The sequence below is a fragment of the Actinoplanes sp. NPDC019969 genome (genome assembly GCF_055562375.1).
The window spans coordinates 153,744-180,128 of the sequence record NZ_JBVHFK010000010.1; the positions used below are offsets into that span (position 1 = coordinate 153,744).

The 26,385-nt window shown below is 72.1% G+C and carries 32 protein-coding genes; 19 read left to right on the forward strand and 13 right to left on the reverse strand.

The genetic code is table 11. The features are described 5' to 3' along the window. The first annotated feature begins 11 nt into the window (after positions 1-11). Positions 12-671 carry an MSMEG_1061 family FMN-dependent PPOX-type flavoprotein gene (locus tag ACZ3II_RS28425; RefSeq protein WP_465520886.1) on the forward strand — a complete coding sequence of 220 codons (660 nt, stop codon included), beginning with the start codon at positions 12-14 and terminating at the stop codon, positions 669-671. A gap of 7 nt (positions 672-678) precedes the next feature. Here the strand turns inward: ACZ3II_RS28425 and ACZ3II_RS28430 are convergent, their stop codons facing one another. After that, a complete protein-coding gene (locus tag ACZ3II_RS28430; protein WP_465520888.1) occupies positions 679-1,392 on the reverse strand; it encodes an SDR family NAD(P)-dependent oxidoreductase in 714 nt (237 codons plus the stop codon). A 59-nt stretch (positions 1,393-1,451) separates the two neighbouring features. Between ACZ3II_RS28430 and ACZ3II_RS28435 the strand changes: the two genes are divergently transcribed. After that, entirely contained in the window at positions 1,452-2,045 is a 594-nt protein-coding gene (locus tag ACZ3II_RS28435; protein ID WP_465521289.1) for a nitroreductase family protein, read from the forward strand. Positions 2,046-2,092: 47 nt separating this feature from the next. Then, on the forward strand, positions 2,093-2,515 hold the full coding sequence (locus ACZ3II_RS28440; RefSeq protein ID WP_465520890.1) for an RDD family protein: 423 nt from the start codon (positions 2,093-2,095) through the stop codon (positions 2,513-2,515). Here the strand turns inward: ACZ3II_RS28440 and ACZ3II_RS28445 are convergent. The 5 genes from ACZ3II_RS28445 to ACZ3II_RS28465 all read right to left on the reverse strand — a co-directional run bounded on the left by ACZ3II_RS28445 (position 2,501) and on the right by ACZ3II_RS28465 (position 6,456). Beyond that, on the reverse strand, positions 2,501-2,833 hold the full coding sequence (locus tag ACZ3II_RS28445; protein ID WP_465521290.1) for a macro domain-containing protein: 333 nt from the start codon (positions 2,831-2,833) through the stop codon (positions 2,501-2,503). The two genes, ACZ3II_RS28440 and ACZ3II_RS28445, sit on opposite strands and share 15 nt — an antisense overlap. Before the next feature lie 22 nt (positions 2,834-2,855). Beyond that, entirely contained in the window at positions 2,856-3,716 is an 861-nt protein-coding gene (locus tag ACZ3II_RS28450) for an alpha/beta fold hydrolase (RefSeq protein ID WP_465520892.1), read from the reverse strand. A gap of 6 nt (positions 3,717-3,722) precedes the next feature. Then, on the reverse strand, positions 3,723-4,301 hold the full coding sequence (locus ACZ3II_RS28455; RefSeq protein ID WP_465520894.1) for a uridine kinase family protein: 579 nt from the start codon (positions 4,299-4,301) through the stop codon (positions 3,723-3,725). A 663-nt stretch (positions 4,302-4,964) separates the two neighbouring features. Then, positions 4,965-5,930 carry a dipeptidase gene (locus ACZ3II_RS28460; protein ID WP_465520896.1) on the reverse strand — a complete coding sequence of 322 codons (966 nt, stop codon included), beginning with the start codon at positions 5,928-5,930 and terminating at the stop codon, positions 4,965-4,967. A gap of 22 nt (positions 5,931-5,952) precedes the next feature. Then, positions 5,953-6,456, reverse strand: a complete 504-nt coding sequence (locus tag ACZ3II_RS28465) for a carboxymuconolactone decarboxylase family protein (protein ID WP_465520898.1) — start codon at positions 6,454-6,456, stop codon at positions 5,953-5,955. Between the two features lie 64 nt (positions 6,457-6,520). Between ACZ3II_RS28465 and ACZ3II_RS28470 the strand changes: the two genes are divergently transcribed. The 4 genes from ACZ3II_RS28470 to ACZ3II_RS28485 all read left to right on the forward strand — a co-directional run bounded on the left by ACZ3II_RS28470 (position 6,521) and on the right by ACZ3II_RS28485 (position 8,230). Then, positions 6,521-6,988 carry a MarR family winged helix-turn-helix transcriptional regulator gene (locus ACZ3II_RS28470; protein WP_465520900.1) on the forward strand — a complete coding sequence of 156 codons (468 nt, stop codon included), beginning with the start codon at positions 6,521-6,523 and terminating at the stop codon, positions 6,986-6,988. A gap of 17 nt (positions 6,989-7,005) precedes the next feature. After that, the gene (locus ACZ3II_RS28475; RefSeq protein ID WP_465520902.1) at positions 7,006-7,788 is read left to right on the forward strand and encodes a helix-turn-helix domain-containing protein; all 783 of its coding nucleotides are present in this window, start codon (positions 7,006-7,008) and stop codon (positions 7,786-7,788) included. Beyond that, the gene (locus tag ACZ3II_RS28480; RefSeq protein ID WP_465521292.1) at positions 7,703-7,945 is read left to right on the forward strand and encodes a tetratricopeptide repeat protein; all 243 of its coding nucleotides are present in this window, start codon (positions 7,703-7,705) and stop codon (positions 7,943-7,945) included. Before ACZ3II_RS28475 ends, ACZ3II_RS28480 begins: the two co-directional genes overlap by 86 nt. Positions 7,946-8,032: 87 nt before the next feature. Beyond that, a complete protein-coding gene (locus ACZ3II_RS28485; protein ID WP_465520904.1) occupies positions 8,033-8,230 on the forward strand; it encodes a hypothetical protein in 198 nt (65 codons plus the stop codon). Between the two features lie 9 nt (positions 8,231-8,239). On the opposite strand, the gene ACZ3II_RS28490 is transcribed toward ACZ3II_RS28485, so the two are convergent. Together ACZ3II_RS28490 and ACZ3II_RS28495 are read right to left on the reverse strand one after the other, a co-directional pair. Next, positions 8,240-8,881: a response regulator transcription factor gene (locus ACZ3II_RS28490; RefSeq protein ID WP_465520906.1), complete on the reverse strand. Its 642-nt coding sequence runs from the start codon at positions 8,879-8,881 to the stop codon at positions 8,240-8,242. Continuing rightward, positions 8,869-10,008, reverse strand: coding sequence for a sensor histidine kinase (locus ACZ3II_RS28495; protein WP_465520908.1), 1,140 nt, complete (start codon positions 10,006-10,008; stop codon positions 8,869-8,871). The genes ACZ3II_RS28490 and ACZ3II_RS28495 overlap by 13 nt, the downstream gene beginning before the upstream one ends. A 131-nt stretch (positions 10,009-10,139) precedes the next feature. On the opposite strand from ACZ3II_RS28495, the gene ACZ3II_RS28500 reads away from it, so the two are divergent. The 6 genes from ACZ3II_RS28500 to ACZ3II_RS28525 all read left to right on the forward strand — a co-directional run bounded on the left by ACZ3II_RS28500 (position 10,140) and on the right by ACZ3II_RS28525 (position 16,496). Continuing rightward, on the forward strand, positions 10,140-11,390 hold the full coding sequence (locus ACZ3II_RS28500) for an alpha/beta hydrolase family protein (RefSeq protein ID WP_465520910.1): 1,251 nt from the start codon (positions 10,140-10,142) through the stop codon (positions 11,388-11,390). A gap of 121 nt (positions 11,391-11,511) precedes the next feature. Further along, on the forward strand, positions 11,512-12,633 hold the full coding sequence (locus ACZ3II_RS28505) for a hypothetical protein (protein WP_465520912.1): 1,122 nt from the start codon (positions 11,512-11,514) through the stop codon (positions 12,631-12,633). Between the two features lie 294 nt (positions 12,634-12,927). Then, positions 12,928-14,535: a YncE family protein gene (locus tag ACZ3II_RS28510; protein WP_465520914.1), complete on the forward strand. Its 1,608-nt coding sequence runs from the start codon at positions 12,928-12,930 to the stop codon at positions 14,533-14,535. 56 nt (positions 14,536-14,591) lie between these two features. Further along, on the forward strand, positions 14,592-15,593 hold the full coding sequence (locus ACZ3II_RS28515) for an NAD(P)H-dependent glycerol-3-phosphate dehydrogenase (RefSeq protein ID WP_465520916.1): 1,002 nt from the start codon (positions 14,592-14,594) through the stop codon (positions 15,591-15,593). A 108-nt stretch (positions 15,594-15,701) separates the two neighbouring features. Continuing rightward, positions 15,702-15,986 carry a hypothetical protein gene (locus ACZ3II_RS28520; protein WP_465520918.1) on the forward strand — a complete coding sequence of 95 codons (285 nt, stop codon included), beginning with the start codon at positions 15,702-15,704 and terminating at the stop codon, positions 15,984-15,986. Positions 15,987-16,034: 48 nt separating this feature from the next. After that, a complete protein-coding gene (locus tag ACZ3II_RS28525) occupies positions 16,035-16,496 on the forward strand; it encodes a peptidoglycan-binding domain-containing protein (protein ID WP_465520920.1) in 462 nt (153 codons plus the stop codon). Positions 16,497-16,544: 48 nt separating this feature from the next. On the opposite strand, the gene ACZ3II_RS28530 is transcribed toward ACZ3II_RS28525, so the two are convergent. The 3 genes from ACZ3II_RS28530 to ACZ3II_RS28540 all read right to left on the reverse strand — a co-directional run bounded on the left by ACZ3II_RS28530 (position 16,545) and on the right by ACZ3II_RS28540 (position 19,078). Next, on the reverse strand, positions 16,545-17,528 hold the full coding sequence (locus ACZ3II_RS28530) for an SEC-C metal-binding domain-containing protein (protein WP_465520922.1): 984 nt from the start codon (positions 17,526-17,528) through the stop codon (positions 16,545-16,547). 67 nt (positions 17,529-17,595) lie between these two features. Continuing rightward, a complete protein-coding gene (locus tag ACZ3II_RS28535; RefSeq protein ID WP_465521294.1) occupies positions 17,596-18,192 on the reverse strand; it encodes a TetR/AcrR family transcriptional regulator in 597 nt (198 codons plus the stop codon). 4 nt (positions 18,193-18,196) lie between these two features. After that, entirely contained in the window at positions 18,197-19,078 is an 882-nt protein-coding gene (locus ACZ3II_RS28540) for a YhgE/Pip family protein (protein WP_465521296.1), read from the reverse strand. Between the two features lie 232 nt (positions 19,079-19,310). Here ACZ3II_RS28540 and ACZ3II_RS28545 point away from each other — a divergent pair, with 232 nt between their 5' ends. Beyond that, the gene (locus tag ACZ3II_RS28545) at positions 19,311-19,967 is read left to right on the forward strand and encodes a peptidase M23 (protein ID WP_465520924.1); all 657 of its coding nucleotides are present in this window, start codon (positions 19,311-19,313) and stop codon (positions 19,965-19,967) included. 3 nt (positions 19,968-19,970) lie between these two features. Here the strand turns inward: ACZ3II_RS28545 and ACZ3II_RS28550 are convergent, their stop codons facing one another. Continuing rightward, a complete protein-coding gene (locus tag ACZ3II_RS28550) occupies positions 19,971-20,372 on the reverse strand; it encodes a hypothetical protein (protein WP_465520926.1) in 402 nt (133 codons plus the stop codon). A gap of 140 nt (positions 20,373-20,512) precedes the next feature. On the opposite strand from ACZ3II_RS28550, the gene ACZ3II_RS28555 reads away from it, so the two are divergent. From ACZ3II_RS28555 to ACZ3II_RS28575, 5 genes are all read left to right on the forward strand, one after another. Next, complete coding sequence (locus ACZ3II_RS28555; RefSeq protein ID WP_465520928.1) at positions 20,513-21,001, forward strand: DUF1269 domain-containing protein; 489 nt, start codon at positions 20,513-20,515, stop codon at positions 20,999-21,001. A 20-nt stretch (positions 21,002-21,021) separates the two neighbouring features. Beyond that, the gene (locus tag ACZ3II_RS28560; RefSeq protein WP_465520930.1) at positions 21,022-22,437 is read left to right on the forward strand and encodes a basic amino acid/polyamine antiporter; all 1,416 of its coding nucleotides are present in this window, start codon (positions 21,022-21,024) and stop codon (positions 22,435-22,437) included. An 18-nt stretch (positions 22,438-22,455) separates the two neighbouring features. After that, a complete protein-coding gene (locus ACZ3II_RS28565) occupies positions 22,456-23,697 on the forward strand; it encodes an arginine deiminase (protein WP_465520932.1) in 1,242 nt (413 codons plus the stop codon). A gap of 16 nt (positions 23,698-23,713) precedes the next feature. Next, complete coding sequence (locus ACZ3II_RS28570) at positions 23,714-24,406, forward strand: MarC family protein (RefSeq protein WP_465520934.1); 693 nt, start codon at positions 23,714-23,716, stop codon at positions 24,404-24,406. 111 nt (positions 24,407-24,517) lie between these two features. Beyond that, a complete protein-coding gene (locus ACZ3II_RS28575) occupies positions 24,518-25,525 on the forward strand; it encodes a GGDEF domain-containing protein (RefSeq protein WP_465520936.1) in 1,008 nt (335 codons plus the stop codon). A 158-nt stretch (positions 25,526-25,683) separates the two neighbouring features. On the opposite strand, the gene ACZ3II_RS28580 is transcribed toward ACZ3II_RS28575, so the two are convergent. After that, positions 25,684-26,349: an HAD family hydrolase gene (locus ACZ3II_RS28580; RefSeq protein WP_465520938.1), complete on the reverse strand. Its 666-nt coding sequence runs from the start codon at positions 26,347-26,349 to the stop codon at positions 25,684-25,686. Between the last annotated feature and the right edge of the window lie 36 nt (positions 26,350-26,385).

The window sequence follows — 26,385 nt, forward strand, 5'->3', positions numbered from 1 at the left end:
AGGGTCTTGGTATGACGACTGTCGATGCCGGAACCGCCTTCGACGCGCTGCGGCAGGACGCCCTGACCGATATCGAGGCGCTGCGCCGGGTGTACGCGCAGCCCAGCGAGGCGGCCGTGCGCAAGCAGATGACCGAACTCACCGAGCAGACCCGGCAGCTGATCGGCCTCGCGTCGCTGGTGCTGGTCGCCAGCGTGGACGCCGACGGCAACGGTGACGTCTCGCCGCGGGGCGGGCCCGCCGGATTCGTCAGCGTGCTCGACGCGCGGACCGTGGCGATCCCCGACGCGACCGGAAACAAACGCATCGACAGCCTGCAGAACGTGATCGTGACCGGGCGGGCCGGGCTGCTGTTCGTGATCCCGGGCCGCAACACCACGCTGCGGCTCAACGGGCGGGCCTGCGTCTCCACCCGCCCTGAGCTGCTGTCCCAGCTGACCGCCGTGGGCAAGCCGCCGGCCAGCGCGCTCGTGGTCGGGATCGACGAGGTGTACCCGCACTGCCCGAAATCGTTCCTGCGCGCCGGCGCCTGGGAGCCGGCGAAGTGGCTGCCCGCCGACGCCCAGCCGACCTCGGCCGAGGTCACGCTGGCCCAGCTGCGGATGCCCGGCCTGACCATCGCCGAGATCGAACAGACCGAACGCGAAGCCCTCATTCACCGGTACGAGTGACAAGCTCCTACTGCACGCCGAGCACCCGGTGCCCGACCGCGATCGACTCGCCGGAGACGGCCGCCGCCTGCGCCGACGCCAGGAACGTGATCAGGGCGGCGACCTGCTCCGGCGTGGAGTCGCCGGGCGCGGCGGGCTGCGGGGCCGGGCTCGGCGTCACGGTGACCAGGCCCGGGTTCACCACGTTGACGGTGATCCCGGTGCCGGCCACCGCGTCGGCGAGGGCCTTCGACGCGACGATCACCGCGGCGTTCCGGACCGAACCGGTCACCGAGCGGCTGAGCAGCGCGTTCTGGCCGCTGACGTTGATGATCCGGCCGAAGCCGGCCCGGCGCATGTACGGCAGCACGGCGTCGATCACCCGCAGGTAGCCGATCGCCTTCGCGTCGAACGCGTCCAGCACCTGCGCCGGATCCTGGTCCTTCGCCGGGTCGAGGGTGTTGGCGGGCGGCGCGGCGGCGTTCACGACGATGTCGATGCCACTCTCCGAGCCGATCAGCTCCTCGACGGCGGCCCGCACCGACCCGGGGTCCCGGGTGTCCAGGGTGATCGTGCCGACCTGATCGCCGAGCTCCTTCGCCGCCTCCGCCAGCCTGTCCGCGGATCGGGCGGCCAGCACCACCCGCACCTGCTCGCGGATCAGGGCGGCGGCGACCGCCCGCCCGATCAGCCCACTGCCACCGACGATCAGCGCGGTCCGGCCCGCAATCCCGAGATTCATGTGCTGATCTCTACCACGCAGTTGTGAACGGCTGATCGCTGAGGAGGCGGACATTGGACGTGTACGAGGCGGTGAGCACCCGTCGCTCGGTGCGCGCCTTCGCTGATCGGCCCGTGGCGAGGGGCGTGCTGGAACGGGTGCTGGCCGCGGCCTCGCGGGCGCCGTCGAGCGGCAACCTCCAGCCGTGGCACGTGTACGTGGTGACCGGCAGCCACCTGGCCACCCTGAAGCGGCGGGCCACGGCACGGGCGCTGGCCGGGGATCCGGGTGACGAGCGGGAGTACCCGATGTACCCGGTGGCACTGCTGTCCCCGTACCTCGAACGCTTCTCCTCCGCCGCCGCCCGGCGCTACGAAGCCTTGGGCATCGAGCGGGACGACCCCGGCCGGCCCGTGAAGATCGCCGCCCTGAACTCCCAGGCGTTCGGCGCCCCCGCGGTCCTCTTCTGCTATCTGGACCGCGGCATGGGTCCCGGGCAGTGGGCCGACGCCGGCATGTACCTGCAGACGGTGATGCTGCTGCTCAGGGCCGAAGGCCTGCACACGCACCTGTCATCGGCTCCGGAAGGATGTGCGCATGGTCGCTCTTCGGGACGGTGTGCCGGCGGATCCGGGGCCGACGGGGAGCGAGGGTCCCCGGGGAACTGGACATGATCGAATAGGGTTGCCGAGTCCACCATGTGATACGCGAGAAGGACCGAATGACTCAGGCGACCTCCCCCCAGACCGACCAGCACCTCGGCAACCCTGCATCCCCTCGCCTGGTGAGCCCGGCCGGCCGGCTGGTGGCACAGATCGTCGACGGTGTGCTGTTCACCGTGACCGCCGGCATCGGCTGGCTGGTGTGGGCCTCATGGCTGTTCGATCGTGGGCAGACCCCGGCCCGGCAGATCCTGGGACACGTGGTCGCCGACGCCCGCACCTCCCGGCCGGTGGGCTGGCGCCGGATGGCGTACCGGGAACTGTTCCTGAAGATCGTCTGCACCTACATCTTCGGCGCGGTGACCCTCGGCGTCTACACGCTGATCGACGCCGTCATGGTCTTCGGGGACCGGCACCGCACGCTGCACGACCGGATGGCCGACACCGTCGTCGTGCACCGATCGTCCTCATTCACCGGGTGAGCCGGCTTCCTGAAGGGCTGCCGCGAGCAGATCTCGGGTCTCTTCGTCGAAGGCGACCAGGAGGATCCCGCCGACGGCGGTAGGAGTCGCCCGGATGGTGCCGACCGCGATGCGCGCGGCGTCGCCCGGCGGGAAGCCGTAGACACCGGTGGCGATCGCGGGAAAGGCGACAGCCACGCCGGCCTGTGCCAGTCGTGGTCCGGCGGCGCGGTGGATGGCGCCGTCGACCCCACCGCCGCCGAGCAGGGATTCGTTGGCGGCCGTCACGATGGCGTCCACCTGCTGGCGGGTGATGTCGCCGAGAACGGCTTCTTCGATGAACCGGCCTTTCTGGGCCGGGTCACAGCCGGATCAGGTCGGCGATCTCCTCGGGCAGGCCGGGTGACGTCATGACATGGCCCATTCCGGGCACCACGTGCAGCACCGCGCCCGGGATCGCCGCCGCCAGGGCCTCGCCGTGACCGAGGGGATGGACCGGATCCTGGTCGCCGTGCACGACCGAGGTCGGCGCGGTGATCGACGACAGCGGGGCGAGCAGGTCGGGTTCGGGCCGCCACGCGGCCCGCTCATGGTTGGCGGCGGCCGCCGGGTCGGTGGCCCGTGACAACGCCAGCTCCAGCATCGCCCGGGCCGCCGGCTCGTCGAACGGGCGCACCGGCCCGTTGAAGACCCGGAACAACGCCACGTCGGACTCCACCCCGGGCGGCAGCCCGGCGGCCTGATGCGCGAGGTACGCCGGTGACGGCGGCGGCAGCCGCTCCAGGCCGGCCGGGTCTCCGGCCAGCGCGCGGGCCCACACCGGGACCGGCGAGCTGGAGATCATCGTCAAGGATCGGACCCGGTCCGGCGCGTGCACTCCCAGCCACTGCGCGATCATGCCGCCCAGCGAGGCCCCCGCCACATGAGCGGACCGCAGGCCATAGGCGTCCAGCACGGCCAGGCAGTCGCGGCCCAGGTCGGCGATCGTGTACGGGTGGGCGTCGAAGTCCACGACGCTGGACCGGCCGGTGTCCCGATGATCGAACCGGATCACCTGGACCCCACGCTGGACCAGCCGGCTCACCAGCGCATCGGGGCAACTGACACCCTGAGCAGCCGATCCCATGATCATCAGGACAGCGGGAAGCTCCGGATCCCCGGCTCGTTCGGTCCAGATCCGTAACGGCCCGGAAGCCACCATTCGCTCGTGAGCGTCCACCATGAGCGCTTACGGACGCGGGTTCACGCCGAAGGCGGACGTGTCGACGATGCAGTCGGCACGTTCGCGTGTTCCGTCCGCGCGGAAGAACTCCTCCTCCTCACGCATCCACCGTTTCCACCGATCCTCCTTGCCGGAGAAGTCGGTGTCCCGGGCGAGACCGCGGGCCAGCCTCAGCTCCGCGGGAGCCTCCACCCAGATCGCGTACGCCAGGCGCCCGATGGTGTCCCGGCGAGTACACGTGACGCCCTCGATGATCACAGTGGGCGACCATGGCTGCGTCTTCCACGCGCCGAGCGTCGATCCGTACCAGTCGCTCCAGTCCCTGGCCTGGTACGTCGCGTCGCGGCCGGCCAGGAGGGGTGACAGGACCTGTTCCTCGAAGCGCGGCCACCATCCCGCGAAGCAGTCCCACGAGACGAAGTCGTCGATCTCGATGACGGGCGCCGCCAGGAGGCTCGACAGGCGCGACGTGAGGAAACTCTTGCCCGACCCGCTGGGACCATCGACGCCGATGATCCGGATGCCGTTGACCGGCGCCCGTTCGGTAACGGCGGCGGCGATCCGCTCGCCGAGTTCGAAGCCCACCTGTCACTCCCCACATCGCCGGCGACGAGCACCACTCTAGGCCGATCTTCTGGAATCGACTCCGGCCTGGCGTCGGCTTCTCAGGGATACGCGGTGGATCTCGACGAGTCGTGCCTCCATCTGCGCCATCGGCGGCGGATGTACGTGGGCGACGACAGGTTCTTGACCGTCGTCGCTTTCGTGGAGGGCCAACTACGCGTTCCCCGTGCGGCCCCTACAAGATTTCGGGGACTACGTGGCGGCGAGGCTTCTCGGCCGGCGCAGTTTCCTGCACTGGTCAGCCGTCATCGCCGCGTCCGTCTTCCCGGCCTCGGGGGAAGCGGCGGCCGACTTCAACGACGTCCCTGAACCTCCCGCGGAATGAGCGACACGCTATCGGCGCTGGGCCGGGCCGCGACGGGTCGTTTGTGCGGCGAGAATCGAGCGATGTCTGTGGAGGCGTCGCATGCCAACCGCCGTGGTTTCGGCCGGCTCGTCACCGCCCACGCGATCAGTGCCGTGCCCGCGGCCGCCACGGCGGTGCTGCAGGCGACGCCCGCGGGCCTGCCGGTCTATCACGGCATGGGCTTCCGGACCGTGGCCGAGTACCGGTACTGGACCTCCGTTGAGCGGCCGCTGAACGAATCCGCCGTCACACAGCCGGGAGCCGCTGGGCGAAGGGGCTCAATCCGCCCAGCACGCGGCGGCGACCCGCCGGAAGTTGCCGCCCAGGATCGCCACCACCGCATCCTCCGGATAGCCGCGTGCCCGTAGCGCCGCCTCGACAGCGACCAGACCCTCCGGAGGGGTGAACGCGATCGGCCCCCAACGGGTGAACCAGTCGTCGAACAGATCCGGGTTGTCGGTGATCGCGGCGTTGGCGTCGGCGAAGTCGAACGAGAAGTCCGTGGACAACCCGACGTGCTCGGGCCCGACCAGTTCGACCGCGTGGTCGATGTGCCGCACGAACGCCTCCACGGACGCGTCGTTGGGCCCCAGGAAGATGCCGATGCCGGTGATCCCGATGACGCCGCCGGTCTCCGCGCACGCCTTGGCCTGCTCGTCGGTGATGTTGCGCGGATGCTCCCACACCGCGCGCATGCAGGAGTGGCTGTAGATCATCGGTTTCTCCGAGACGGCGCTGACGTCCAGGGCCGTGCGGGCGCCGCAGTGCGAGCCGTCGGCGACCATCCCGACGGCGTTCATCTGGAGGATCAGGTCCCTGCCGTACGGCGTGAGCCCTTCGTCGTCGGCGTCGAGGCAGCCGCCGCCGGCCGCGTTGCGGGTGTTGTAGGTCGGCAGCAGCGTGCGTACGCCCAGGTCGTAGAACTCCCGCACCCGGTCCAGGCGTCCGTCGAGCGGCCCGGAGTCCTCCAGGTCGAACGCCACCGCCACCCGCCCGGTGTCGCGGGCGGCGTCCAGATCCGCGATGCCGCGGGTCATCAGGAACCGGTCGTCGCCGTCGATCCGCGGCCGCCAGTCCGCGAGCAGCGCGGTCACCTCGTCGTATCCGTGCGGCGCGTAGCCGGCGTTGACCGAGACGAAGCTGCCGCCGGGCCGCCGGTAACGGGCGAGTTCCCCGAGGTCGGCGGTGGGCGTCAGCGGCAGGCAACAGTGCTGTTCCCACAGGAACGGCGAGATCAAAGGCATGATCAAGGGTACGGGGTACGGGTCAGGCCCGGACGAGGCGGTTCGCCAGCGTCGACATGGTGTACGTGCCGATGCCCAGCACCACCTCCAAGGCGTTGCGGGTGGTGAAGCCGGCCGCGAGGAACGTGCCGACCTCGTCCTCCGGGACCTCGCCCGCTGTGGCGAGCACCCGCAGCGTGAACTGCCGCACCGCCTCCAGGCGCGGGTCGTCGAGGGGGAGTCCGGAGCGCAGCGCGGTGATCTGGGCCGGGTCGGCCTTGAGGGCGCGCAGGCGGCCGGTGTGCATGGCGACGCAGACCCGGCACTGGTTGCGGGCCGCGATCGTCATGACCACCACCTCGCGGGCCAGCGGGTCCAGGGTGCTCGCCTCGAAGAGGCCGCTGGCCTGCAGGAATCCGCCGAGCATCTCGGGTGACTCGGCCATCAGGGCGACCGGCGGGGGGAGGTGGCCGAGGTGTTCGGCGGTGGACTCCATCAGCGGCCGGGAGGCGGCGGGAGCGGAGTCGAGGGTGTGTGCGGTGAACATGAGAACTCCCGTAGAATCGTCAACGTGGTTGTCCAAACCGTAAACCAGGTTGTCGAGTTTGCCAATGGCTGAGAACGAACCGGCCGGGTACGAGCTGCCCCTGCTGCTGTTCGCCGGGTTCCGGTCGCTGATCGACCAGCTACACGCCGAGCTGGCCGAACGCGGTCACCCCGACGTCCGGCCGGCGTACGGGTTCGCGATGCAGGCGATCGGCGTGCACGGCGCGTCCGCCAGCGAGGTCGGCCGGCGTCTCGGCGTGTCCAAGCAGGCCGCCGGGAAGACGATCGACCGGCTGGCGGCGCTCGGCTACATCGAGCGGGCCGACGACCCGTACGACGCCCGCCGCAAACTGATCCGGCTCACCCCCCGCGGCATCGACGCGCTGGTCAAGTCCGCGGAGATCTTCGACGAGCTGCGTGACCGCTGGGTCGCCCGGCTCGGCGCCGCCCGCGTCACGGACCTGGAATCGTCGCTGCGCACCGTCGTGCCCGACGCCGGCTTCCCGGTCGACGTGCCCGGCTGGTTCGGCTGACCTATTAGGATCTTGCCGTGTACGACGAGCTGGCCGAGCGGCTGCGGCAGTTGCGGGACCTGACCGGGCGCAGCCTGCGGGAGCTGGCCCGCGACGTCGACGCCAGCAGCTCCTCGTTGTCGCGCTATTTCACCGGACAGGCGCTCCCGGCCTGGCCGACCGTGGTGGCGCTGTGCCGGGCCGCCGACCGTGACCCGCGGCCGCTGCGTGAGCTGTGGGAACGCGCCAAGGCCGGGCCGGGCCCGGCTGTCGTGCCCGCCGTCGTGCCGGTGCGCAACGAGCTGCCGCACGACGTCACCCCGTTCGTCGGGCGGATCACGGAGCTGACGGCGCTGCGTGCGGCCGCCGCCGACGGCACACTGGTCGCGATCGACGGGATGGGCGGCATCGGCAAGTCCGCGCTGGCCGTACACGCCGCGCACCTGCTGACCGCGGACTTCCCGGACGGTCAGCTCTACCTGGACCTGCACGGGTTCACGCCCGGCCGGGAACCCCTCGGCACCGGGGAGGCGCTGCGGGTGCTGCTGACCGCGCTCGACGGCGTCCACCCGATCTCCCTGGACGTGCTGCCGCCCCTCGACGCGTCCCGGCTGTTCGCCGCGTCCGCCGGCGGGACCCGGCCCGGTGACCTTCGCCGAGCGGGCCCTGGAACTCAGCCGGCCGGCTCGCGCCGCGATCTTCGACGCCGCCGCCCTCACCGACGTCGCGATAGCGCTGCGCCACCTCGGCCGCACCGCCGACGCGGACGCCCGGCACACCGAGGCGGTGCGGACCCTGGAACGGGCCGGCGAGCCGAGTGAGCTCGCCCGCAACCTCAGCCGGTACGGCCGGGCGTGCCTTGCCACCGGCGACCCGGCCGCCGCCGAACCGCACCTGCGGGCCGCCCGCGAGATCGCCACCGCGCACGGCCTGGACCACCTGCCCCGTCCCGTCCCGGGACAGCGCTCCGCACCCTGAGTTCTCGCTGCCCGGACCCGGTTCCGGTGTCCCACGTAGCCCGGCACGCGTTGTCGGAATCCCGCGGACGGCCCGAGACTCCCGGCCATGATCCCGCACAACGCCACCTTCCTTGACCCCGACAGTGTGGTCCGGGCGTTCACCGCCACTCTGGTCCGGCAGGTGCTGACTGAGCACCGGATCGGCCTGGACGTCCCGATCGCCGCCTACCTCCCCGGCCTCGATCTCGACGACCGCCTCACCGCCCGTATCCTGCTGCGCCACGCCGGCTCGCCGGCCGCGTGAGCGGTCACCTCAGGGGCGCAGGTACCTGAGGACGGCGAGGACCCGGCGGTGGTCGGAGTCGGTATGCGGAAGATCCAGCTTGGTGAAGATGCTGCCGATGTACTTCTCCACCGCGCTGTGACTGACCTTCAGCTCGGCGGTGATGCCGTTGTTGGAACGGCCCTCGGCCATCAGCCGCAACACCTCCGACTCCCGTGGGGTGAGCCGCTCCAGCGGGTCGGCCCGATGCCGCACGAGCAGCTGGGCGATCACCTCCGGGTCGAGCGCGGTGCCACCGTCGGCGACCCGGCGCACCGCGGCCAGGAAGTCCGGCACGTGCGCCACTCGGTCCTTCAGCAGGTAGCCGACGCCGCTGGTGCGCTCGGACAGCAGGTCGGTGGCATACCGCTCCTCGACGAACTGGGACAGGACGACGACGGCGACCGCCGGGAACTCGTGATGGATCACGAGGGCGGCCCGGATGCCCTCGTCGGTGTGCGTCGGTGGCATCCGCACGTCGACGAGCGCCACGTCGGGGCGGTGCGCACCGACCGCGCGGAGCAGCTCGCCGGCGTCGGCGACCGCCTCGACGACGTCGAAACCGCCGTCGGTCAGCAGTTTGGTCAGCCCGGCCCGCAGCAGCACCGAATCCTCGGCGATCACGATCCGCACGGCAGCTCCACGGTGATCGTCGTCGGCCCGCCGGACGGGCTGTGCAGCGCGAACGTCCCGTCGACAGCGGCGGCACGCCGGGCCAGCCCGAGCAGCCCGGTGCCGTCGCCGCCGGTGGTCGCGCCACCCCGGCCGTCGTCGGTGACGACGACCCGGAGCCGGCCGGCGGCGCGTTCGACGACCACCACGGCCTGGGTGGCGCCGGCGTGCTTGCTGACGTTGGTGAGCGCCTCGGAGACGACGAAGTAGGCGATCGCCTCGATCACCGGCGAGCACCGCGCGGGCACGTCGACGCGCAGCCGGACCGGCAGTGGGGCGCGGGCGGCGACACCGGACAGGGCCGCGTCCAGCCCGCGGTCGTCGAGCACGGCGGGATGCAGCCCTCGGACGAACTCGCGCATCTCGGCGAGAGCCTGAACGGCCTCGTCGTGGGCGTCCTCGATCGCCCGCGTCGCCGGTCCGGGCGTCCCGGCGAGGTTGGCGCGGGCCATGCCCAGGTTCATCGCGAGCGACACCAGCCGCTGCTGGGCGCCGTCGTGCAGGTCGCGTTCGATCCGGCGGCGCTCGGCGTCGGTCGCGGCGACGACGTCGGCCCGGCTCCGGGCCAGCGACTCCACCCGCATCGACAGCTCCGCACGGCGGCCGGGGCCGAGCAGGGCGCGGGCCAGCGCCGTGTCGGCGCGGGCCACCCGGGCGGCCGTCCAGGGCGCCGCGACCATGAGAACGGCGAACACCACGCCGGTGAACAGCGCCTGCAGGTGATAGGCGATCTGCCGCCCGCGGGCCGGCCGGGCCGCCGGTGGGATGTCGGCGCCGAGCAGCGCCCGGAACCGCCGCCGCTGCACCGCGGTCAGGCCCCGCGCGGCCATCAGCGCCAGCCCCGGCGCCACCACGGCCAGCAGCACGAACCCGGCGGTCATCGGCCAGTCGGCGGGTGCGGCGTAGAGCAGGCTCCAGCCCGCGCAGTAGACGGCGCCGATCGGCAGCACGCCGGTCAGCGCGAAACCGAGCACTCCGAGCGGCAGGCCCACCAGCGTGTGGAGGACGACCCGCCAGGTGCGGGCCGTGCCGGCCGGCGCCCGGGTCACCGGCACGGTCCAGGAGTTCATCGCTTCGGTCGCTGCCATGCGATCAAGGTAGACACCGTCCGGGGCCGTGGCGACAGGGCTACCCGCCCGTCCGGGGTGCGGAAAACCGCACCCTGAAGCGGCTGCCCGCCCCACCGACAACGCGATCCGCTTCCGGCAGCGTTGTCGGCATGCTGGAACCGACCACGATCACGAACATGACGGCTGCGGTGCGGCCACTGCGCCGCCGCACGCTGCTCACCGCCGCCCTGGCCTCCGGTATCGGCCTGGCCGCCGCGCCCGCCGCCCTGGCCTCCGAGCCGGCCGGAGCCCTCCGCCGCGCCGCCGGGGGATACGTGCTGCCCGCGCCGACCGGCCCCGCCGCGCTCGGCACCGTCGCTCTCCACCTCCGCGACACCACCCGCACCGATCCATGGGTGCCGGGCCGCCCGGCCCGGGAGATCATGATCCAGATCTGGTATCCGGCCCGGGACCTCCGCGGTCACCTGCCGGAGCCGTGGCTGTCACCCGGCGCGGTGCCCCATTTCGCCGAGGCCTTCGGCCTGCCCGCCGCCCGGATCCTGAACACCCGCACGCACGGCAGGACCGGGGCGCCGGTCCTGCGCCGGCCCGGCGGTCACCCGGTGCTGCTCTACTCGCCGGGCCTCGGCGGCGACCGCGGCACCGGCACCGTCCTGGTGGAGGAGCTGGCCGCCCACGGATACATCGTCGTGACCATCGATCACACCCATGACGCCTCCGAGGTCGAGTTCCCCGACGGCAGGGTCGAGGTCGCCGCCCTTCCGCCGGACCTCACCGAGGAGGTCGTCCTCCAGGTCGCCGCCGTCCGGGCCGCCGACACCCGGTTCGTCCTCGACGAGTTGGCCGCCCTCGACGCCGGCCGCAATCCGGACGCCGGCCGCCGCCGGCTGCCGGACGGTCTGCGCGGCGCGTTCGACCTGAGCCGGATCGGCATGTTCGGCCATTCCCTGGGCGGCAGCACCGCCGCCGCCGTGATGCACGACGACCCCCGCGTCAAGGCCGGCGTCAACCTGGACGGCACCTTCGTCGGCCCCGCCGCGGCCGGCGGTTCGGCCCGGCCGTTCCTGTTGCTCAGCAGTGACCACGGCCCCGGCGCCGAGGATCCCACCTGGAACACGTTCTGGGCGGCCCAGCGCGGCTGGAAACGCCAGCTGAGCCTGCGCGGCGCGGTCCACGGGTCGTTCAACGACGGTGTCGCCCTCTACCCGCAGGCCGCCGCCGAGATCGGCCTTCCCCCGGAACAGCTGGCGGAGATGGTCGGAACCCTCGCACCACAACGATCCATCGGGATCCAGCGCGCTTACCTGCGGGCCTTCTTCGACCAGCACCTGCGATGCCGGGACGGTCGCCTGCTCGCGGCCCCGGACCCGCGCTACCCGGAGATCGACTTCGTCCGGTGACCGGGCCTTCCCACGGCGGGGGTGGCGGCTTCCCGCCTCCCCGCTGCTGGGAGAAGCCACGCCGTCCGGCGGGGTGGCATCATGGGGGCATGATCAAGAGAATCGAGTCCTCCGTCCGCCGGTGAGCGTGACGCCCGAGCCCGGACTGCTCGGACCCCGGATCACCCTGTTCGCACATGCGCTGCGCCTCCACCGGCAGCATCCCGACGGCGCCCTTCCCCGCGGCGGCAAGCCGTACCCGGACCAGGGAACCTACCGCTTCCGGCCACTACCCGGGATCGATCGGCGGCGCGAGGGCGCCGATGTCGCCGCCCTTCTCGACGGGCACTTCAGCCAACCGCAGGACGTGGCCGAACTCGCCGAAGCCCTCCGCGACGTCTACGTCCCCATCCACCGCAACGACCACATCGCCGCCGCAGCGCTGCGGGCGGAACGGGCGCGGGTACGACGGACCGGCCGGTGGCTGGTCCGGCACGGCACCCACCGCAACGCCGTCACGGTCGGGCTGGCGTTGCTGGCCACGGACCCGGCCGGCGAGCACATCCCCCTGATTCAGACCGTCGGCCTGCTGTCGGACACGTTCGGGGCGCCGGCCGCCGAGGCGCTGCAACGCCGGCACGGCGGCGACGAAGCGTTGGTGTGGCTCGCCGAGCGGGTCAGCGGCTGGGGCCGGGTCTACGCCGTCGAGGCGTTGTGCCGCCACCACTCCCGGGCTTCCCGGGCCTGGCTGCTGCGGCACGCCTGCGACGGCGACTACCTCGACCGCTGTTTCGTGGGTGAGGTCGCCACCGCCGCCCACCTCCACGCAGCGATCACCGCCGCCGAAGCCGACGACGAGCTGATCGATCACACCGGGAGGCTCCTGCAGACGATGAGCGTCTCCGATGGCTTGGGCATGACTCTCGACGCCTACCCGCCCGCGCCTGCTGTCCTGGCCGCGCATGCCGCCCACCTCGCCCGGCAGACGCCGACGGTGGAGCGGTACACGACCGCCGCTCTCATCGCCGACCGGCTGACCGCAGAGCCGCCGCACCGCAGCGCTTGCACCGCCGACCAGCGGGATCGCATCGTGCGGCAGTACCTCGCGGTGCTCGACCAGCCGGCCTGGTGCGCCGCGGTCCGCGCGAGCCCGGAACCAGCCGGTGACTACTTCGCCTGGTTCACCGGCCACGTGGCGGCACGGCTGCGGCTCCGGGCGTTCACCGACCGGTCCGACGGCGATGAGGAGAGCCCGTCGGGCTGACGGCGACGAGGAGAGCCCGCGCCCGCGCACCGGTGCGCTGGTTGTGTGGTGGCGCGGCTGAAAACCCGGGCCTCGGCCCGCCGTGACCGCTTCCGTTCGCGGAGCCGGAGAGGCCAGAGAGGCCGGTGAGGCGCAGCGCGGTGACCGCCGTCGGGAGACCCTCAACAACCAGGCGACGGTACGGACGGGGATGCGTTCCCCGAAATCCGGACAGCGAAGCGGATTCCGGTCGTGACAGCGCGGGCCTGTGGATATCCCGGACCAGCAGCGGGGGGACGGGGAAGGATTGGCGGCATGTCCCTGAGGTATGCGGCCGCCCTGGCCGGGATCACCGCGAGCCTGCTCGTCGCCACCCCCGCCGTGGCGGCGACGACGCCGGTGCCGACGGCGGCGACGACGCTGACCGCGCCCACGGCGATGGCGGCGGCGAACGGGAAGCTGTTCGTCTCCGACGGCAACAATGTCGTGGTGCTGGGCGCCGACGGGGTCACCGTGAAGACGCTGACCGGCATGTTCGGCGCCGGCGACATCGAGGTGTCGGGGGACCGGGCGTACGTGGCGCTCGGTCAGGCCGGCGCCATCGCGGTCCTGGACACCGGCAGCCTGACCGAGGTCGCGCGCTGGGCGACCAGCCCGTGCCCGGCCCATCTGGCGTTCGCCGGGGCGCGGCTGTTCTACGGGTTCGGCTGTGACGGCGGCGCCACCGGTCTCGGCTCGGTCGACGCGATGACCGGGACGGATCAGCAGACGGTGGCCGGCACCGACTTCTACAAGGCGCCGCTGCTGGCCGGTGGCGGCAGCACCCTGGCCGTGGCGGTGCCGGGGTTGAGCCCGGCCACGGTCCGCACCTACCGGGTCGAGGGCTCGGCGGTCACCGCGATGGCGTCCGCGAAGGTCGGCTCCAACCTGGGCGGCATCGCGGTCAGCAAGAACGGGACCAGGGTGGCGACGGCGGCCGGGTCGCCGTACCACCTGTCGCAGTTCACCGCCGACACCATGGCGCCCGCGGGGACCTTCGACACCGGGCCGTACCCGGTGTCGGTCGCCTACTCCCATGACGGGACCCGGCTCGGGGGCGGGGTCAGCGCGCACGGCGCCGGAAACGTGACCGCTTTCGATCTGGCGACCGGCGGGGCGGTGCTGTCCGGGGACGCCCATCCGAAGGCCGCCTACAACCAGCCGGATCCGGTTAAGGGCACGCTGACCTGGTCCGCGGATGACAGCCGGCTGTACACGCTGCTGGAGGAGTACGACAACGGCGCCCGCCGGTACTGGCTGGCGGAAGGGTTCGGGACCGTTCCGGTTCCGGCGAAGACGACGACGCGGCTGACGCTCACGGCGCCGGCGAAGTTCGGTGACAAGGTCCGCGCCACGGCGACGGTCGCCGGGCGGCCAGGGGTTCCCGTCCGGTTCGTGCGGACCGGGCCGGGCGCGACGGTCACCGTCACCGCGAAGACCGATGCCGCGGGTACGGCCACCGCCCTGCTCGCCTCGCCGTCCGGTGGGAAGGTCACCGCCTACTACGACGGGAACGACACCAGCGCCCCGTCGTCGGCGTCGGCCGGCTTCACGGCGATCACCCGGACGGCCATCACCCTGTCCGGGCAGTACAAGACGGTGCAGAAAGTGGCGTACTTCCGCAAGAAGTCCGACGTCCTCGCCAAGGTCACCCTCGCCGCGCCGGCCGCCGGCCGCAAGATCACCCTGCGGCTGCAGCGGAAGAACGGCTCCGCGTGGCCGACCGTGCAGACCAGGACGTTCACCCTGCCGAACTCGGGCACCGACTACTTCACGCTGGTGGAGGCGACGAAGGGGATCCAGTTCCGGTTCGCTGCCTCGTTCGCCGGGGACGCGTACGGCAAGCCGTCGTCGGCCACCTCCGGCGCGCTCACCATCAAATAGATGGATCCGCCGTATCCTCTCTCAGCAGGTGGACTCGGTCCAATGAGGGGGAAAGCATGCGGATCACCGTGCTCGGCGCCGGTTCTTGGGGCACGACCGTCGCGTCGGTTCTCACCCGGCGGGATCACGAGTCGCTGATCTGGGCCCGCAACCCCGCCACCGCCGACGAGATCAACGCCAAGCACACCAACGAGCGGTATCTCGCCGGGTTCACCCTGCCGGGCCGGCTGCGCGCCACCGCCGACCTGGCCGAGGCCGCCGCCCACGCCGAGCTGCTGGTGGTCGGGGTGCCGACCGGCGCGTTCCGGGACACCCTGCAGAGCGTCCGGCCGGACCTGCACCCGTGGATCCCGGTGGTCAGCCTCAGCAAGGGCCTGGAACGCGACTCGCTGGCCCGGATGACCGAGGTGATCAAGGAGGTCCTGCCGGGTCATCCGGCAGCCGCGCTGACCGGCCCCAACCTGGCCAAGGAGATCATGGCCGGGATGGCCGCGGCCACCGTGATCGCCACCGAGGACCTGACCGTCGCCACCGAGATCCAGCGGGTGTTCCGGCGCGGGTTGCTGCGTGTCTACACCAACCACGACGTGATCGGCTGCGAGGTCGGCGGCGCGCTGAAGAACGTCGTCGCGATCGCCACCGGCATCGCGCAGGGCCTGGGCGTCGGCGACAACACCCGGGCCGGGGTGATCTCCCGTGGACTGGCCGAGCTGACCACCCTCGCCGTCGCGCTCGGCGGCGAACCGGGCACGCTCGCCGGCCTGGCCGGGATGGGCGACCTGGTGGCCACCTGCATCAGCCCGCACAGCCGCAACCGGCACGTCGGCGAGCAGCTCGGCCGCGGGCGCAGCCTCGATGACATCCTTGCCGAGATGGGCCAGGTCGCCGAAGGCGTCAAGACCGTGCACGCCGCGGTGGCGCTGGCCGACCGGCACGGGCTGGCGATGCCGATCACCCGGACCATCCACCGGGTGGTGACCGGCGAGATCACCGCCGCCCGGGCGTACGACGGCCTGCTGCGCACCCATCCGGCGGGTCACGAGTCCGACCCCGGCTGATCCGCCCCGCCGCGCTCCACCGAACGGCCTCCTCCTCGCGAAACCGTCGGTTCCCTCGGGGGACGGCTGCGGAATAATGGCTGCGTTGCCACTGGGGAGGGGTGTGCGATGGGCTACGACGTCATGCGCGACGCGTGGTACATGCGAGCCAGGAAAGCGATCGCCGAGTCGGTCGTGCTGCGGGCGGAGGCGCGGCAGCTGGTCGCCGAGGCCACCGCGATCGTTCAGGCGGCCGGCGCCGCCCAGCAGGGCAGACGGGCGCAGGGCCGGGCGACGGGCCGGATCTTTCGGGGCCATGGCTCTCAGTCCGGCACGCGGATCGATGTCGATCAGATCATCGAGCGTGGCACGTACGTCGATACGTTCGGCCCTTGTGGTCTTCGAGCTTCCTGAGGCGGGATAGGGGCGTACCTCCGAGCCAAGCGGAAAGGAGACACGCACATGGCCGCCACAGTGAGCCCATGGCCGCAGACCGGACAGGGCGCCAAGGAACACCCGGTCGTGACCCTGCAGCACCTGCTCCGCGCCCGCGGGCAGTCGGTCGTCGTGGACGGGATCTTCGGGCCGAGGACCGACACCGCGGTCCGCAACTTCCAGCGGGAGAAGAAGCTGGCCGTCGACGGCATCGTCGGGCCGCAGACCTGGCGTGCGCTGATCATCGAGGTGCGCCGGGGCGCGCAGGGTGACGCGGTCCGCGGGGTGCAGGAGGAGTTCCAGTTCCGCAACCTGTCCAACGACCCGTCGCTGGCCCCGGAGGTGGACGGGATCTTCGGGCCGGAGACCGAGGCCGCGGTCCGCGCCTTCCAGTCCGCGCTGCACGCCGACATCCCGTCGGTGACCGTCGACGGCATCGTCGGGCCGGTGACCTGGCAGGCGCTGGTCAGCGGCATGCTGTCGTTCTAGGACCGGAGCCGGCCGGCCGCCGGGAGCACCGGCGGCCGGCCGGTCACGTCAGGCCCGGGACCGGGGCAGGCAGCACTTCTTGTACTTGAGGCCGGAACCGCACCAGCAGGATCCGTTGCGCTCCGGCGGCCACGGCAGCGTGGTGGCGCCGGTGGACAGCGCCTTCGCGTACGCCGTCCGGTTCTCCGCGGACACCGGGTCGCCGCCGGGACCCGCCTGCGCGGTCAGGCCGGCGACCGTCGCGGGCAGCACCGCCAGGTCGGCCCGTCCGGACCCGGCGAGCCGGACCAGCTCGCGTTCCAGGCGGGCGCGGTGCTCGTCCCAGGTCGTCCCGTACGCCTCGGTCTGCTTGACCAGCCGGTCGAACTCGTCCCGCGGCCAGAACACCAGGTCGGTGGCCGCGGCCTGCTCCGGGGCGCCGGCGTTGGCGAGCCGGGTCTCCAGCCGCTCGGCGAGGTTGTCGTGCGTGTCGTGCTGCAGGCCCAGGGCGTGCCGCAGCCGGTGCCGCTGCTGCAGCAGGAAGAACAGCACACCGGCGTCGTCGACGTCGGCCGGCTCGGGGGCGCCGCGCTCGGCGATGACCTCCTGCACGGCCTCGGTCAGCCACTTCTCCGCGTCACGGGCCCGGCCGCCGACCACCAGGGCGGCGGTGACGTAGGCCGGGGCGTCCGGGTGCTGGGTGAGCAGCGGGCGCAGCGGCTCCACCAGCGGGTTCGCCTCGTCGGCACGGCCGGCGCGGAACAGCACCCGGGCCCGCAGCGCGCGGGCGGCGGCGGCCGGGCTGTCGTCGCGGTCACCGTAGGAGGCGACGGCGGCGTCGGCGTACCGCAGGGCGGCGTCCAGTTTCGACCGGGTCTCGGCGATCTCGGCGGCGAGGGTCAGCGCGAGCCCGGCGTCCTGCGGGTCGGCGAGACCCCCGCCCTGCGCGGCGGCGGCCAGGTCGGCGGCGAGTCCGAGCGGGTCGGCGGTGCCGAGGGCGGTCTGCCGGATCTCGTCGAGGTCGGCGCTGGTCAGATTTGCTTTCAAAGCCACGCCGACACGCTACCGGCACCCGTACGCCGCGCGCCGTTGATCTGGATCACTTCCGTCGATCCGGTGTTCAGGCCACCCTGCGCACGATGGCCAGCAGGGATTCCTCGACGTCCTCGATGGCCCGGTCCGGCTGGAACACCAGCCAGTCGACGGCCACCACGAGGCCCACCCCGAACAGCGCGGCCGACGCCACCCGCACGTCCAGATCCGGCGGGAGGTCGCCGGATTCGACGCCCTCCCGCACCGTCTCCGCGATCACCGCGATGGCCTGTTCCCGGAGCAGGACCAGGGTCTGCTGCCACTCCCGGTTGGTGCGCCACATCTCCGACAGCAGCAGCTGGGCGAAGGCCTGGTACCGCCGGATGTACTCCAGCTGGGCCCGGACCAGCGCGCGCAGCGCCTCGCGTGGCGGCAGCCCCTCGACCGCCGCCCGGAACCGGTCGGTGAGCAGGCCCACCCCGTGCCGCAGCAGCTCCTCGAACAGTTCCGCCTTCGACGAGAAGTTGTAGTAGACGGTGCCCTTCGCCACCTTGGCCCGCATCGCGATGTCGTCCACGGTGGTGGCCGAGAAACCCTGCTCGGCGATCAGCGCGACGGCGGCCTCGTACAGCCGCTGCCGGGTGTCCTCGCGCCGCCGGCTGCGCCCGTCCGTTCCCACGACCAGCACCCTAGAGGACCAGTTCGGGGTGCAGGTCGGCGGTGCGCATCCGGCGCTCGCGGGCGGCCACCAGCACGGTCGGCGTCAGCGCGGCGGCGCCGACGACGGCGAGGACCAGGGTGTCGTACGAGACGGTCGCGGCCGTGCCCCCGCCGACGGCGGAACGGATCGCCTGGAAGAAGTCCGGCGACGTCTGCACCGGGTAGGTCCCGCCGGGCGAGGTGAGCTGCGGCATCAGCAGCGCCAGCGCGATCACCCGCCCGGCCGGTCCGAGCGCCGCGCCGATCAGCTGCATGATCGTGGCGAAGACGGCGGCTGTCCCGGTCATCACCGCGACCGTGACGGCGGGATGCACCGGGGTGAGCCCGAGCACGAAGTGCACCACGGTCCAGAGCAGGCCGGCCTGGACGGCGCCCATCGCGACCCCGGGGAGCAGCCCGGTCAGGGCGACCCGCAGCGGCGGCGCGCCGGACATCAGGTGGCGGCGGTTCAGCGGCCGCAGCAGCATGTAGTTGATCATCGCACCGGCCCGGAGGGCCAGGGCCAGGAAGTACGGGGCGAAGCCGACGCCGTAGGTGCCGGCCGGATGGCGTACGTCCCGGTCCAGCGCGACCGGGTCGGCGAGCACGTCGGCCCGGTGCGCGGCGTCGTCGTACCCGGGGATCCCGGCGGCCCCCTCGGCCAGGCCGCCGTCCAGCTCCCGGGCGCCGCCGGCGAGCCGGAAGATGCCGCCGCGCAACGTGGTCGCGCCGGCCGCCGCCTCGGCGTTGCCGGCGCTGATCTTCTCGGCGCCGGCCGCCAGCCTGTCCATGCCGTCGGCGAGCTGATGTACCCGGGTCCGCGCGGTCGTCAGGTCGGCGGCGAGGTGGCCGACATCACGCGGTCCCCGAATTCGTCCGGCCCGCGTTGATCCGCGGAGCGGCGCGCTCCGTACCCCAGGACCACAGGTCGGTTATGAAAGGACGGTCACGTTCGTGGCACCGGGTTCGCGCGTCTCGTACATCGATGCCGGCGTCGGTGATGCGCCCTGGAACACCGAGGCACACGATCGGCCCGACATGTACCGGACCGACTGGTCGCCACAGCGGCGCCGCCGCAGACACCGCCGGCGGCGCGGACGGGCGATGTCCGTCCTGATGGCGGTGACCGCCGTCTCGGCCGGTGTCGGGGGAGTCGTCGCCGTCAGCGGCGCGGGACTGCCCGCCCCCAGCGTTGTCGAGGCGGCGTCCGACCAGCGCCCGGACGTCGTGACCACGGCCTCCCCGCTGCCCGCGGCGTCATCCGCGCCGGTCACGAAGTCCGCGCCGGCCACGAAGTCCGCCCCGGCGCCGAAGGTCTCCCGGCCGCCGAAGCCGGTGGCCGGCCTCGATCAGACGCAGATGAACAACGCCGCGACGATCGTCCGGCTCGCCCGGGAGCGGGACCTGCCGCGCCGGGCGATGCTGATCGCCGTGATGACCGCGTTCCAGGAGTCCAGCCTGCGCAACCTCGCCAACTCGTCGGTGCCGTCCTCCCTCGGCCTCAAGCACGAGGGAGTCGGCGAGGACTTCGACTCGGTCGGTCTCTTCCAGCAGCGCCCGAGCCAGGGCTGGGGCACGGTGAAGCAGCTGATGACCCCGCGGTACGCGGCGGACGCCTTCTACGACAGGTTGCTCAAGATCTCCGACTGGGAGTCGCTGAGCCTCGGCGACGCGGCGCAGGAGGTGCAGCGGTCCGCGACCCCGGACGCCTACGCCGGCCACGAGGACCGGGCGACCCGGATCGTCGACGCGCTGACCTGACGATCAGGCGGGATTGTGCACGGCGACGTGGAACCCGCGGTCGGCGAAGTTCCCGGCGCTGTCGTGCGTCGTCACGTCGATCGAGTCGGGGAACCCGTCCACCCCGGCGACGGTGGTCTGACCCGTCGGCATCAGGAACAGGTTGCCCGGGGTCCCGATCGTCGCCACGTAGACGCCGTCGCTCACGTCGCGATCGAAGGTCACGAAGTAGATGCCGGTGCCGAGCCGTTGCGCCGAGACGGCGCCGGAGCCCCGCACCAGGGTCCCGTTCGACTCGACGGCGGCGGTCAGCGTGCAGGCGCAGCCCGCGGACCGTTGCCCGGCCTCGCCGGCGGCGGCGCCGGGTGACGACGGCGTCTCCGGCGCCATCGTGCGGATCGCGTTCTCCTGGGACTCGGTCGACATTGATCCTCCTCGGCACGCCCCGGTTTCCCCGAATGTAGGGCGGTCGTGCCGCGGAGGGATTCATCCACGGTGGATGATGTCCGCGAAACCGGTGGCTGAATACGTTCCCAGGGCTGTGTCCGACGCGGAAGGGAACCGGAATGTCCGATCTGATCATCATCGGGTACGACGACCACGCCACCGCCAAACAGGCCTACGACAAGGTCATCGAGCTGCAGAAGGACCACATCGTCGAACTCAACGGGCTGGCCGTGGTCACCGTGGACGCCGAGGGGCACAGCCACGTCGACACGCCCGGCAAGCTCGTCTCCACCGGCGCCGCGGGCGGGGCGCTGTGGGGTGCGATCTTCGGGCTGCTGTTCCTGATCCCGGTCGCCGGGGCGGTCGTCGGCGGGGCGCTCGGCGCGCTTTTCGGCAAGCTCGGCAAGTCCGGGATCAACGACTCCTTCCGGGACCGGGTACGGGCGCTGCTGGCCCCCGGCAAGGCCGCCGTCGTGATCATGAGCCGGCAGCGGACCGAGGACAAGTTCGTCGACGCGCTGCGGCCGTTCGGCGGCGACGTCCTGCAGACCTCGCTCTCCCACGACGAGGAGAAGGAACTGGCCGAGGAACTCGGCGCCACCAACTGACCCGACCCGCGGAGGCGCACGTGACCACGACCGAGACACCGACGACCTCGCAGAAACTCACCCTCACCACCATGACGATGATGGTGGTCGGCGGCATGGTGGGCGCCGGGGTGTTCTCCCTGCCACGGCGGTTCGCCGAGGAGACCGGTGTCATCGGCGCGCTGATCGCGTGGGTGATCGCCGGGACCGGCATGCTGATGCTCGCGTTCGTCTTCCAGACCCTGGCGGTACGGCGGCCGGAGCTGGACGCGGGCGTGTACGCGTACGCCAAAGCCGGTTTCGGCGAGTACCTCGGGTTCTTCTCCGCCTTCGGGTACTGGGCCAGCGCCTGCGTCGGGAACGTGACCTACTGGGTGCTGATCATGTCGACGGTCGGGGCGGTGGTCCCGGCCCTCGGCGACGGCGACACCATCCTGGCCGTCGTGCTCTCCACGATCGGCGTGTGGGTCTTCTTCTACCTGGTGCAGCGCGGGGTCAAGGACGCGGCGGTGCTCAACCGGATCGTCACGATCGCGAAGGTCGTACCGATCCTCGTCTTCGTCCTGCTCGCCCTGTTCACCCTGGACACCGCGGTGTTCGCCGGCAACCTGCGCGGCGGCGTCGGCTACGGCTCGCTGTTCGAGCAGGTCAAGGGCACCATGCTGGTGACCGTGTTCGTGTTCCTCGGAGTCGAGGGGGCGAGCGTCTACTCCCGGCACGCGAAACGGCGCGAGGACGTCGGCCGGGCCACCATCCTCGGATTCCTGTCGGTCTTCGCGGTGTTCGCCTCGGTGACCATCGTGTCGTACGGGGTCCTGCCCGCTGCCGAGATCGCCCAGTTGCGCCAGCCGTCGATGGGCGGCGTCCTCGAGGCCGCGGTCGGCGGCTGGGGCACGGCCCTGGTCAGCGTCGGCCTGATCGTGTCGGTGCTGGGCGCGTACCTGGCGTGGACGCTGATGGCCGCCGAGGTGCTGTACGTGGCGGCCAAGGACGAGGACATGCCCCGCTTCCTGGGCCGCACCACCCGCGGCGACGTGCCGTTCAACGCCCTGCTGCTGACCTCGATCCTGATCCAGATCGTGCTGACCGTCACCTATTTCTCCGAGGACGCGTTCAACTTCGCCCTCGACCTGACCAGCGCGCTCAGCCTGATCCCGTTCCTGCTCGCCGCCGGGTACGCCCTCAAGATCGCGGTGACCGACCGGGCCCGGCCCCGGGAGCTGATCGTCGCCGCGCTGGCCGTCGTCTACACCCTGTTCCTGCTGGTGGCGGCCGGCCCGAAGTTCGTGCTGATCTCGTTCATCGTGTACGCCCCGGCCACCCTGCTGTTCGTCAAGGCCCGCCGGGAGCAGGGCCGCCGGCTGTTCAGCGGCCGCGAGCTCGTCATCCTCGCCGTCTCCGTCCTCGGCGCCGTCGCCGGCGTCGTCACTCTCGCGGCCGGCTGGATCACCATCTGAGCCTCCAGGAGGATCGTCATGTCCATCACCCACGGCGTGTACTCGGAAGTCGGCCGGCTGCGCAAGGTCCTGGTGTGCTCGCCCGGGCTGGCCCACCGGCGGCTCACCCCGTCCAACGCCGACGACCTGCTGTTCGACGATGTGATGTGGGTGGAGAACGCCCAGCGCGACCACCTCGACTTCGTCAACAAGCTGCGCAACCGTGGCGTCGAGGTGGTCGAGCTGCACGAGCTGCTCGCCGAGACGATGGCGCTGCCGGAGGCCAGGGCGTGGCTGCTGGACCGCAAGATCATCGCCAACGAGGTGGGGATCGGGCTGCTCACCGACACCCGCGCGTTCCTCGACGAGCTGAGACCGCGGGACCTCGCCGAGTTCCTGATCGGCGGGCTCGCCACCAGCGACCTGCCGAACGACTTCCGCTCCGGGTACGTGTCACTGGCCCGCGAGTCCACCGGCGTCCGCGAATACCTGATGCCGCCGCTGCCGAACACCCTCTACACCCGGGACACCACCTGCTGGCTGTACGGCGGGGTCACCCTCAACCCGCTCTACTGGCCGGCCCGCCACGACGAGACCCTGCTGATGAAGGCGATCTACCAGTTCCACCCGGACTTCACCGGCGACACCGTCTGGTGGGGCGACCCGGAACAGGACTGGGGGCTGTCCACCTTCGAGGGCGGCGACGTCATGCCGGTCGGCAACGGCGTCGTGCTGGTCGGCATGAGCGAGCGCACCTCCCGGCAGGCCGTCACCCAGGTCGCGGCGGCCCTGTTCGCCCGGGGCGCCGCCGAGAGGGTGATCGTCGCCGGGATGCCGAAACTGCGTGCCGCGATGCACCTCGACACCGTGTTCACCTTCGCCGACCGGGACGTCGTCACCCTCTACCCGACGATCATGAACGCGGTTCACACGTTCTCCCTGCTGCCCAGCGACCGGGACCCCGGCGTCGAGGTGGTCGACGAAGGGGACCGGCCGTTCGTCGAGGTGGTCGCGAACTCGCTCGGCCTCAAGGAGCTGCGGGTCATCGAGACGGGCGGGGACGTGTACGCCTCCGAACGCCAGCAGTGGGACAGCGGCAACAACGCCGTCGCCGTCGAACCCGGCGTGGTCTTCACCTACGACCGCAACACCACCACCAACACGCTGCTGCGCCGTGCCGACATCGAGGTGATCACCATCGTCGGCGCCGAACTGGGCCGCGGCCGGGGCGGTGGCCACTGCATGACCTGCCCGCTGGCCCGCGACGCCGTCGACTTCTGAGCCCGGTGACGTTCCGGTGACGTTCCCGTACGAGGCGCTGGTGCTGTTCCTGGCCCTGTTCGCCCTCTACAGCCCGGTCGCGGCGCTGTCGTCGTACCTGCCGATCGTCCGCCCCTACACCCACCGCCAGCAGCTGCGCCTGGCGTCCGGCCTGGCCGTCAACGTGCTGGTGTTCGTGCTGCTGGCGATCTGGGTCGGTGAGCCGCTGCTGGAACTGCTCGGGATCAGCACCGCCGCGCTGACGGCGACCGGCGGCATCGCGCTGATCCTCGCCTCGGTGCCGCTGATGCGCGGGACCGGGGGAGCGGTCCCCGCTGTCGATCCCGGGCCCGTCCCGGCCACCGGAGACCCGGCCGACCCCGCGGCCGAACCTGTTCCGGCCGCCGCGGCGTTGGCCGGCCCCGGGAAGGTGCTGTTCACGCCGCTCACGTTTCCGCTGACCGTCGGCGGCACGACGTTCGCCTTCGGGGTCGCCGCGGCCGCCGACGCCGGCAGCGTTACCGGGCGGTTGTGGCTCTCACTGGCCGCGCTCGCCTACGCCGTCGTCACCGGGGTCACGCTGTACCTGTCCGGCCACGTGGAGCGCCGCATCTCCGCGGCCGCCACCGCCATCCTCGACCGGATCGCCGGCATCCTGCTGACCTGCATCGCCGTGATGCTGCTCGCCAACGGCTTCACCGACCTGGTCCGCGACGCCCTCGCCCGGTGAGGCGGCCCCGCGCGCCCTGTGCGGGCCCGCCGTCGAGGGGTGAGCCGATGCACGTCCTCCGGTGACCCGGTAGAACCTCAGGCCGCGACCGCCGCTGCCGAAGACAGCGGAGTGAACTGGTATGTGCGGCGCCTCCTCGCGAACGGCCGCGCCGACGACACCGCCGTGGTCAGCGGCTTCACCGTCGGCCTGTTCTTCACGCTGTGCGGGCTGTACACGTTCGTGACGATCCTCTTCCCGACGCCGCCCGGGTTCCGGACCGGCTGGGTCTCGGTGATCGCGCTGACCGCCGTGGTGTTCGGGCTGTTCGCGATGGCGCTGCCCTGGAACGTCATCCCACGCCTGATCCGGCTGGCGATCGCGCCGTCGGCGATGGTGCTGATCGCGTTGCACAACATCGCCGCCGGCACCGACGGCTTCCGGTACGGCATGTTCTTCTTCATGGTCTTCCTGTGGCTCGGCCTGTGCGAGCCGCGCGGCATCAGCCTGGCGATGGGCCCGTTCCTGGTGGCCGCGTACCTGGTGCCGCTGGCCGCGGCCGGGGCGAGCGCCTCCGACCTGTCCTCGCTCAGCTACACGATGCCGCTGTACCTCACGGTCGGTGAGGTGCTCGCCTGGCGCACCGAACGGCTGCGCCGCCTGCAGAACCGCCTCCAGCAGCTGGCCGACCACGACCCGCTGACCGGACTGCCGAACCGTGCGGTGTTCACCGAGGCCCTGCGCCGGCACTGCGCGTCACCGGACCCGGTCGCCGTGCTCTTCCTCGACCTGGACGGCTTCAAACAGATCAACGACCGCCTCGGCCATGCGGCAGGCGATCAGGTGCTTGTCACGGTGGGCGAGGTGCTGCGCGGCCACACCCGTGCGGGGTACGCCGACCTGCCGTGCCGTCTCGCCGGCGACGAGTTCGTTCTCCTGCTGCCGGGCGCCGGCCCCGACGAGGCCCGGACCATCGCCGACCATCTCGTGCAGCGCCTGGCCGCCGAACGCGCCGCCGACGGCACCCCGATCCGCGGCAGCGTGGGCGTGGCCGCCGGCCGTGGGCTGGACGCCGCCACGCTGCTGGCCTCCGCCGACGAGTCGATGTACGCCGCCAAACACACCCGCCGCGCCGCCTGACCCCCACCCCCGGCTGGCTCTCACGGCTGTCTCAGGGCGGTCGAGACAGCCCTGAGACAGCCGTGAGAGCCAGCCGGGGGTGACGGCACCTGCGGGGTGGGCGTGCGAGGGCGCCTGCCGTGGGCGCCGCGAGTCAGGGTGCCCGTACCGGGAAGGGGTTATCGCAGTTCGGCGATGGGGGAGTCGTCGAGGGCCGCGAGCAGGGCGGCGGGGTCGTCGTAGACCGCGACGGCGCCGGCGTCGGTCAGCTCGGCGGCGGAGGTGCCGCCGCAGGACAGGCCGATGACCGGGATGCCGAGTTTGCCGGCGGCCTGGACGTCCCACACCGAGTCACCGACGTAGACGGCGGAACCGGGGTCGACGCCGGACTGGTCGAGGGCCGCCTCCAGGATGTCGGGGGCGGGTTTGCTCCGCGCGGCGTCGCTCGACGAGGTGGCGGCGGTGATCACGTCGTCGGCGCCGAGGACGCGGCGCAGCTGTTCCAGTTCGAGGGCGCGGGCCGACGAGGCGAGGACGACGGCGAGGCCGCGGCCGGCGACGGCACGGACCAGGCCGGGCGCGCCGGGCAGCGGGCGCAGCCGTTCCCACCAGGCGCCGTACAGCACGTCGTGGGCGGTGGTGGCGGCCTCGTCGTGGTCCCGGTCGCGGTCCGGGCCGAGCAGGTGGTCGAGCAGGTTGTCGGAGCCCATCCCGATGCCGCGGTGGATCTTCGCCATCGGAACGTCGGCGCCGAACTGGCGCAGCGCCTCCCACCAGGCGACGGTGTGCAGGTACGTCGAGTCGACCAGGGTGCCGTCGACGTCGAACAGAACGCCGGATGTCATGACGGTGGGTTACCCGCGATCAGCGCCGCGAACCGA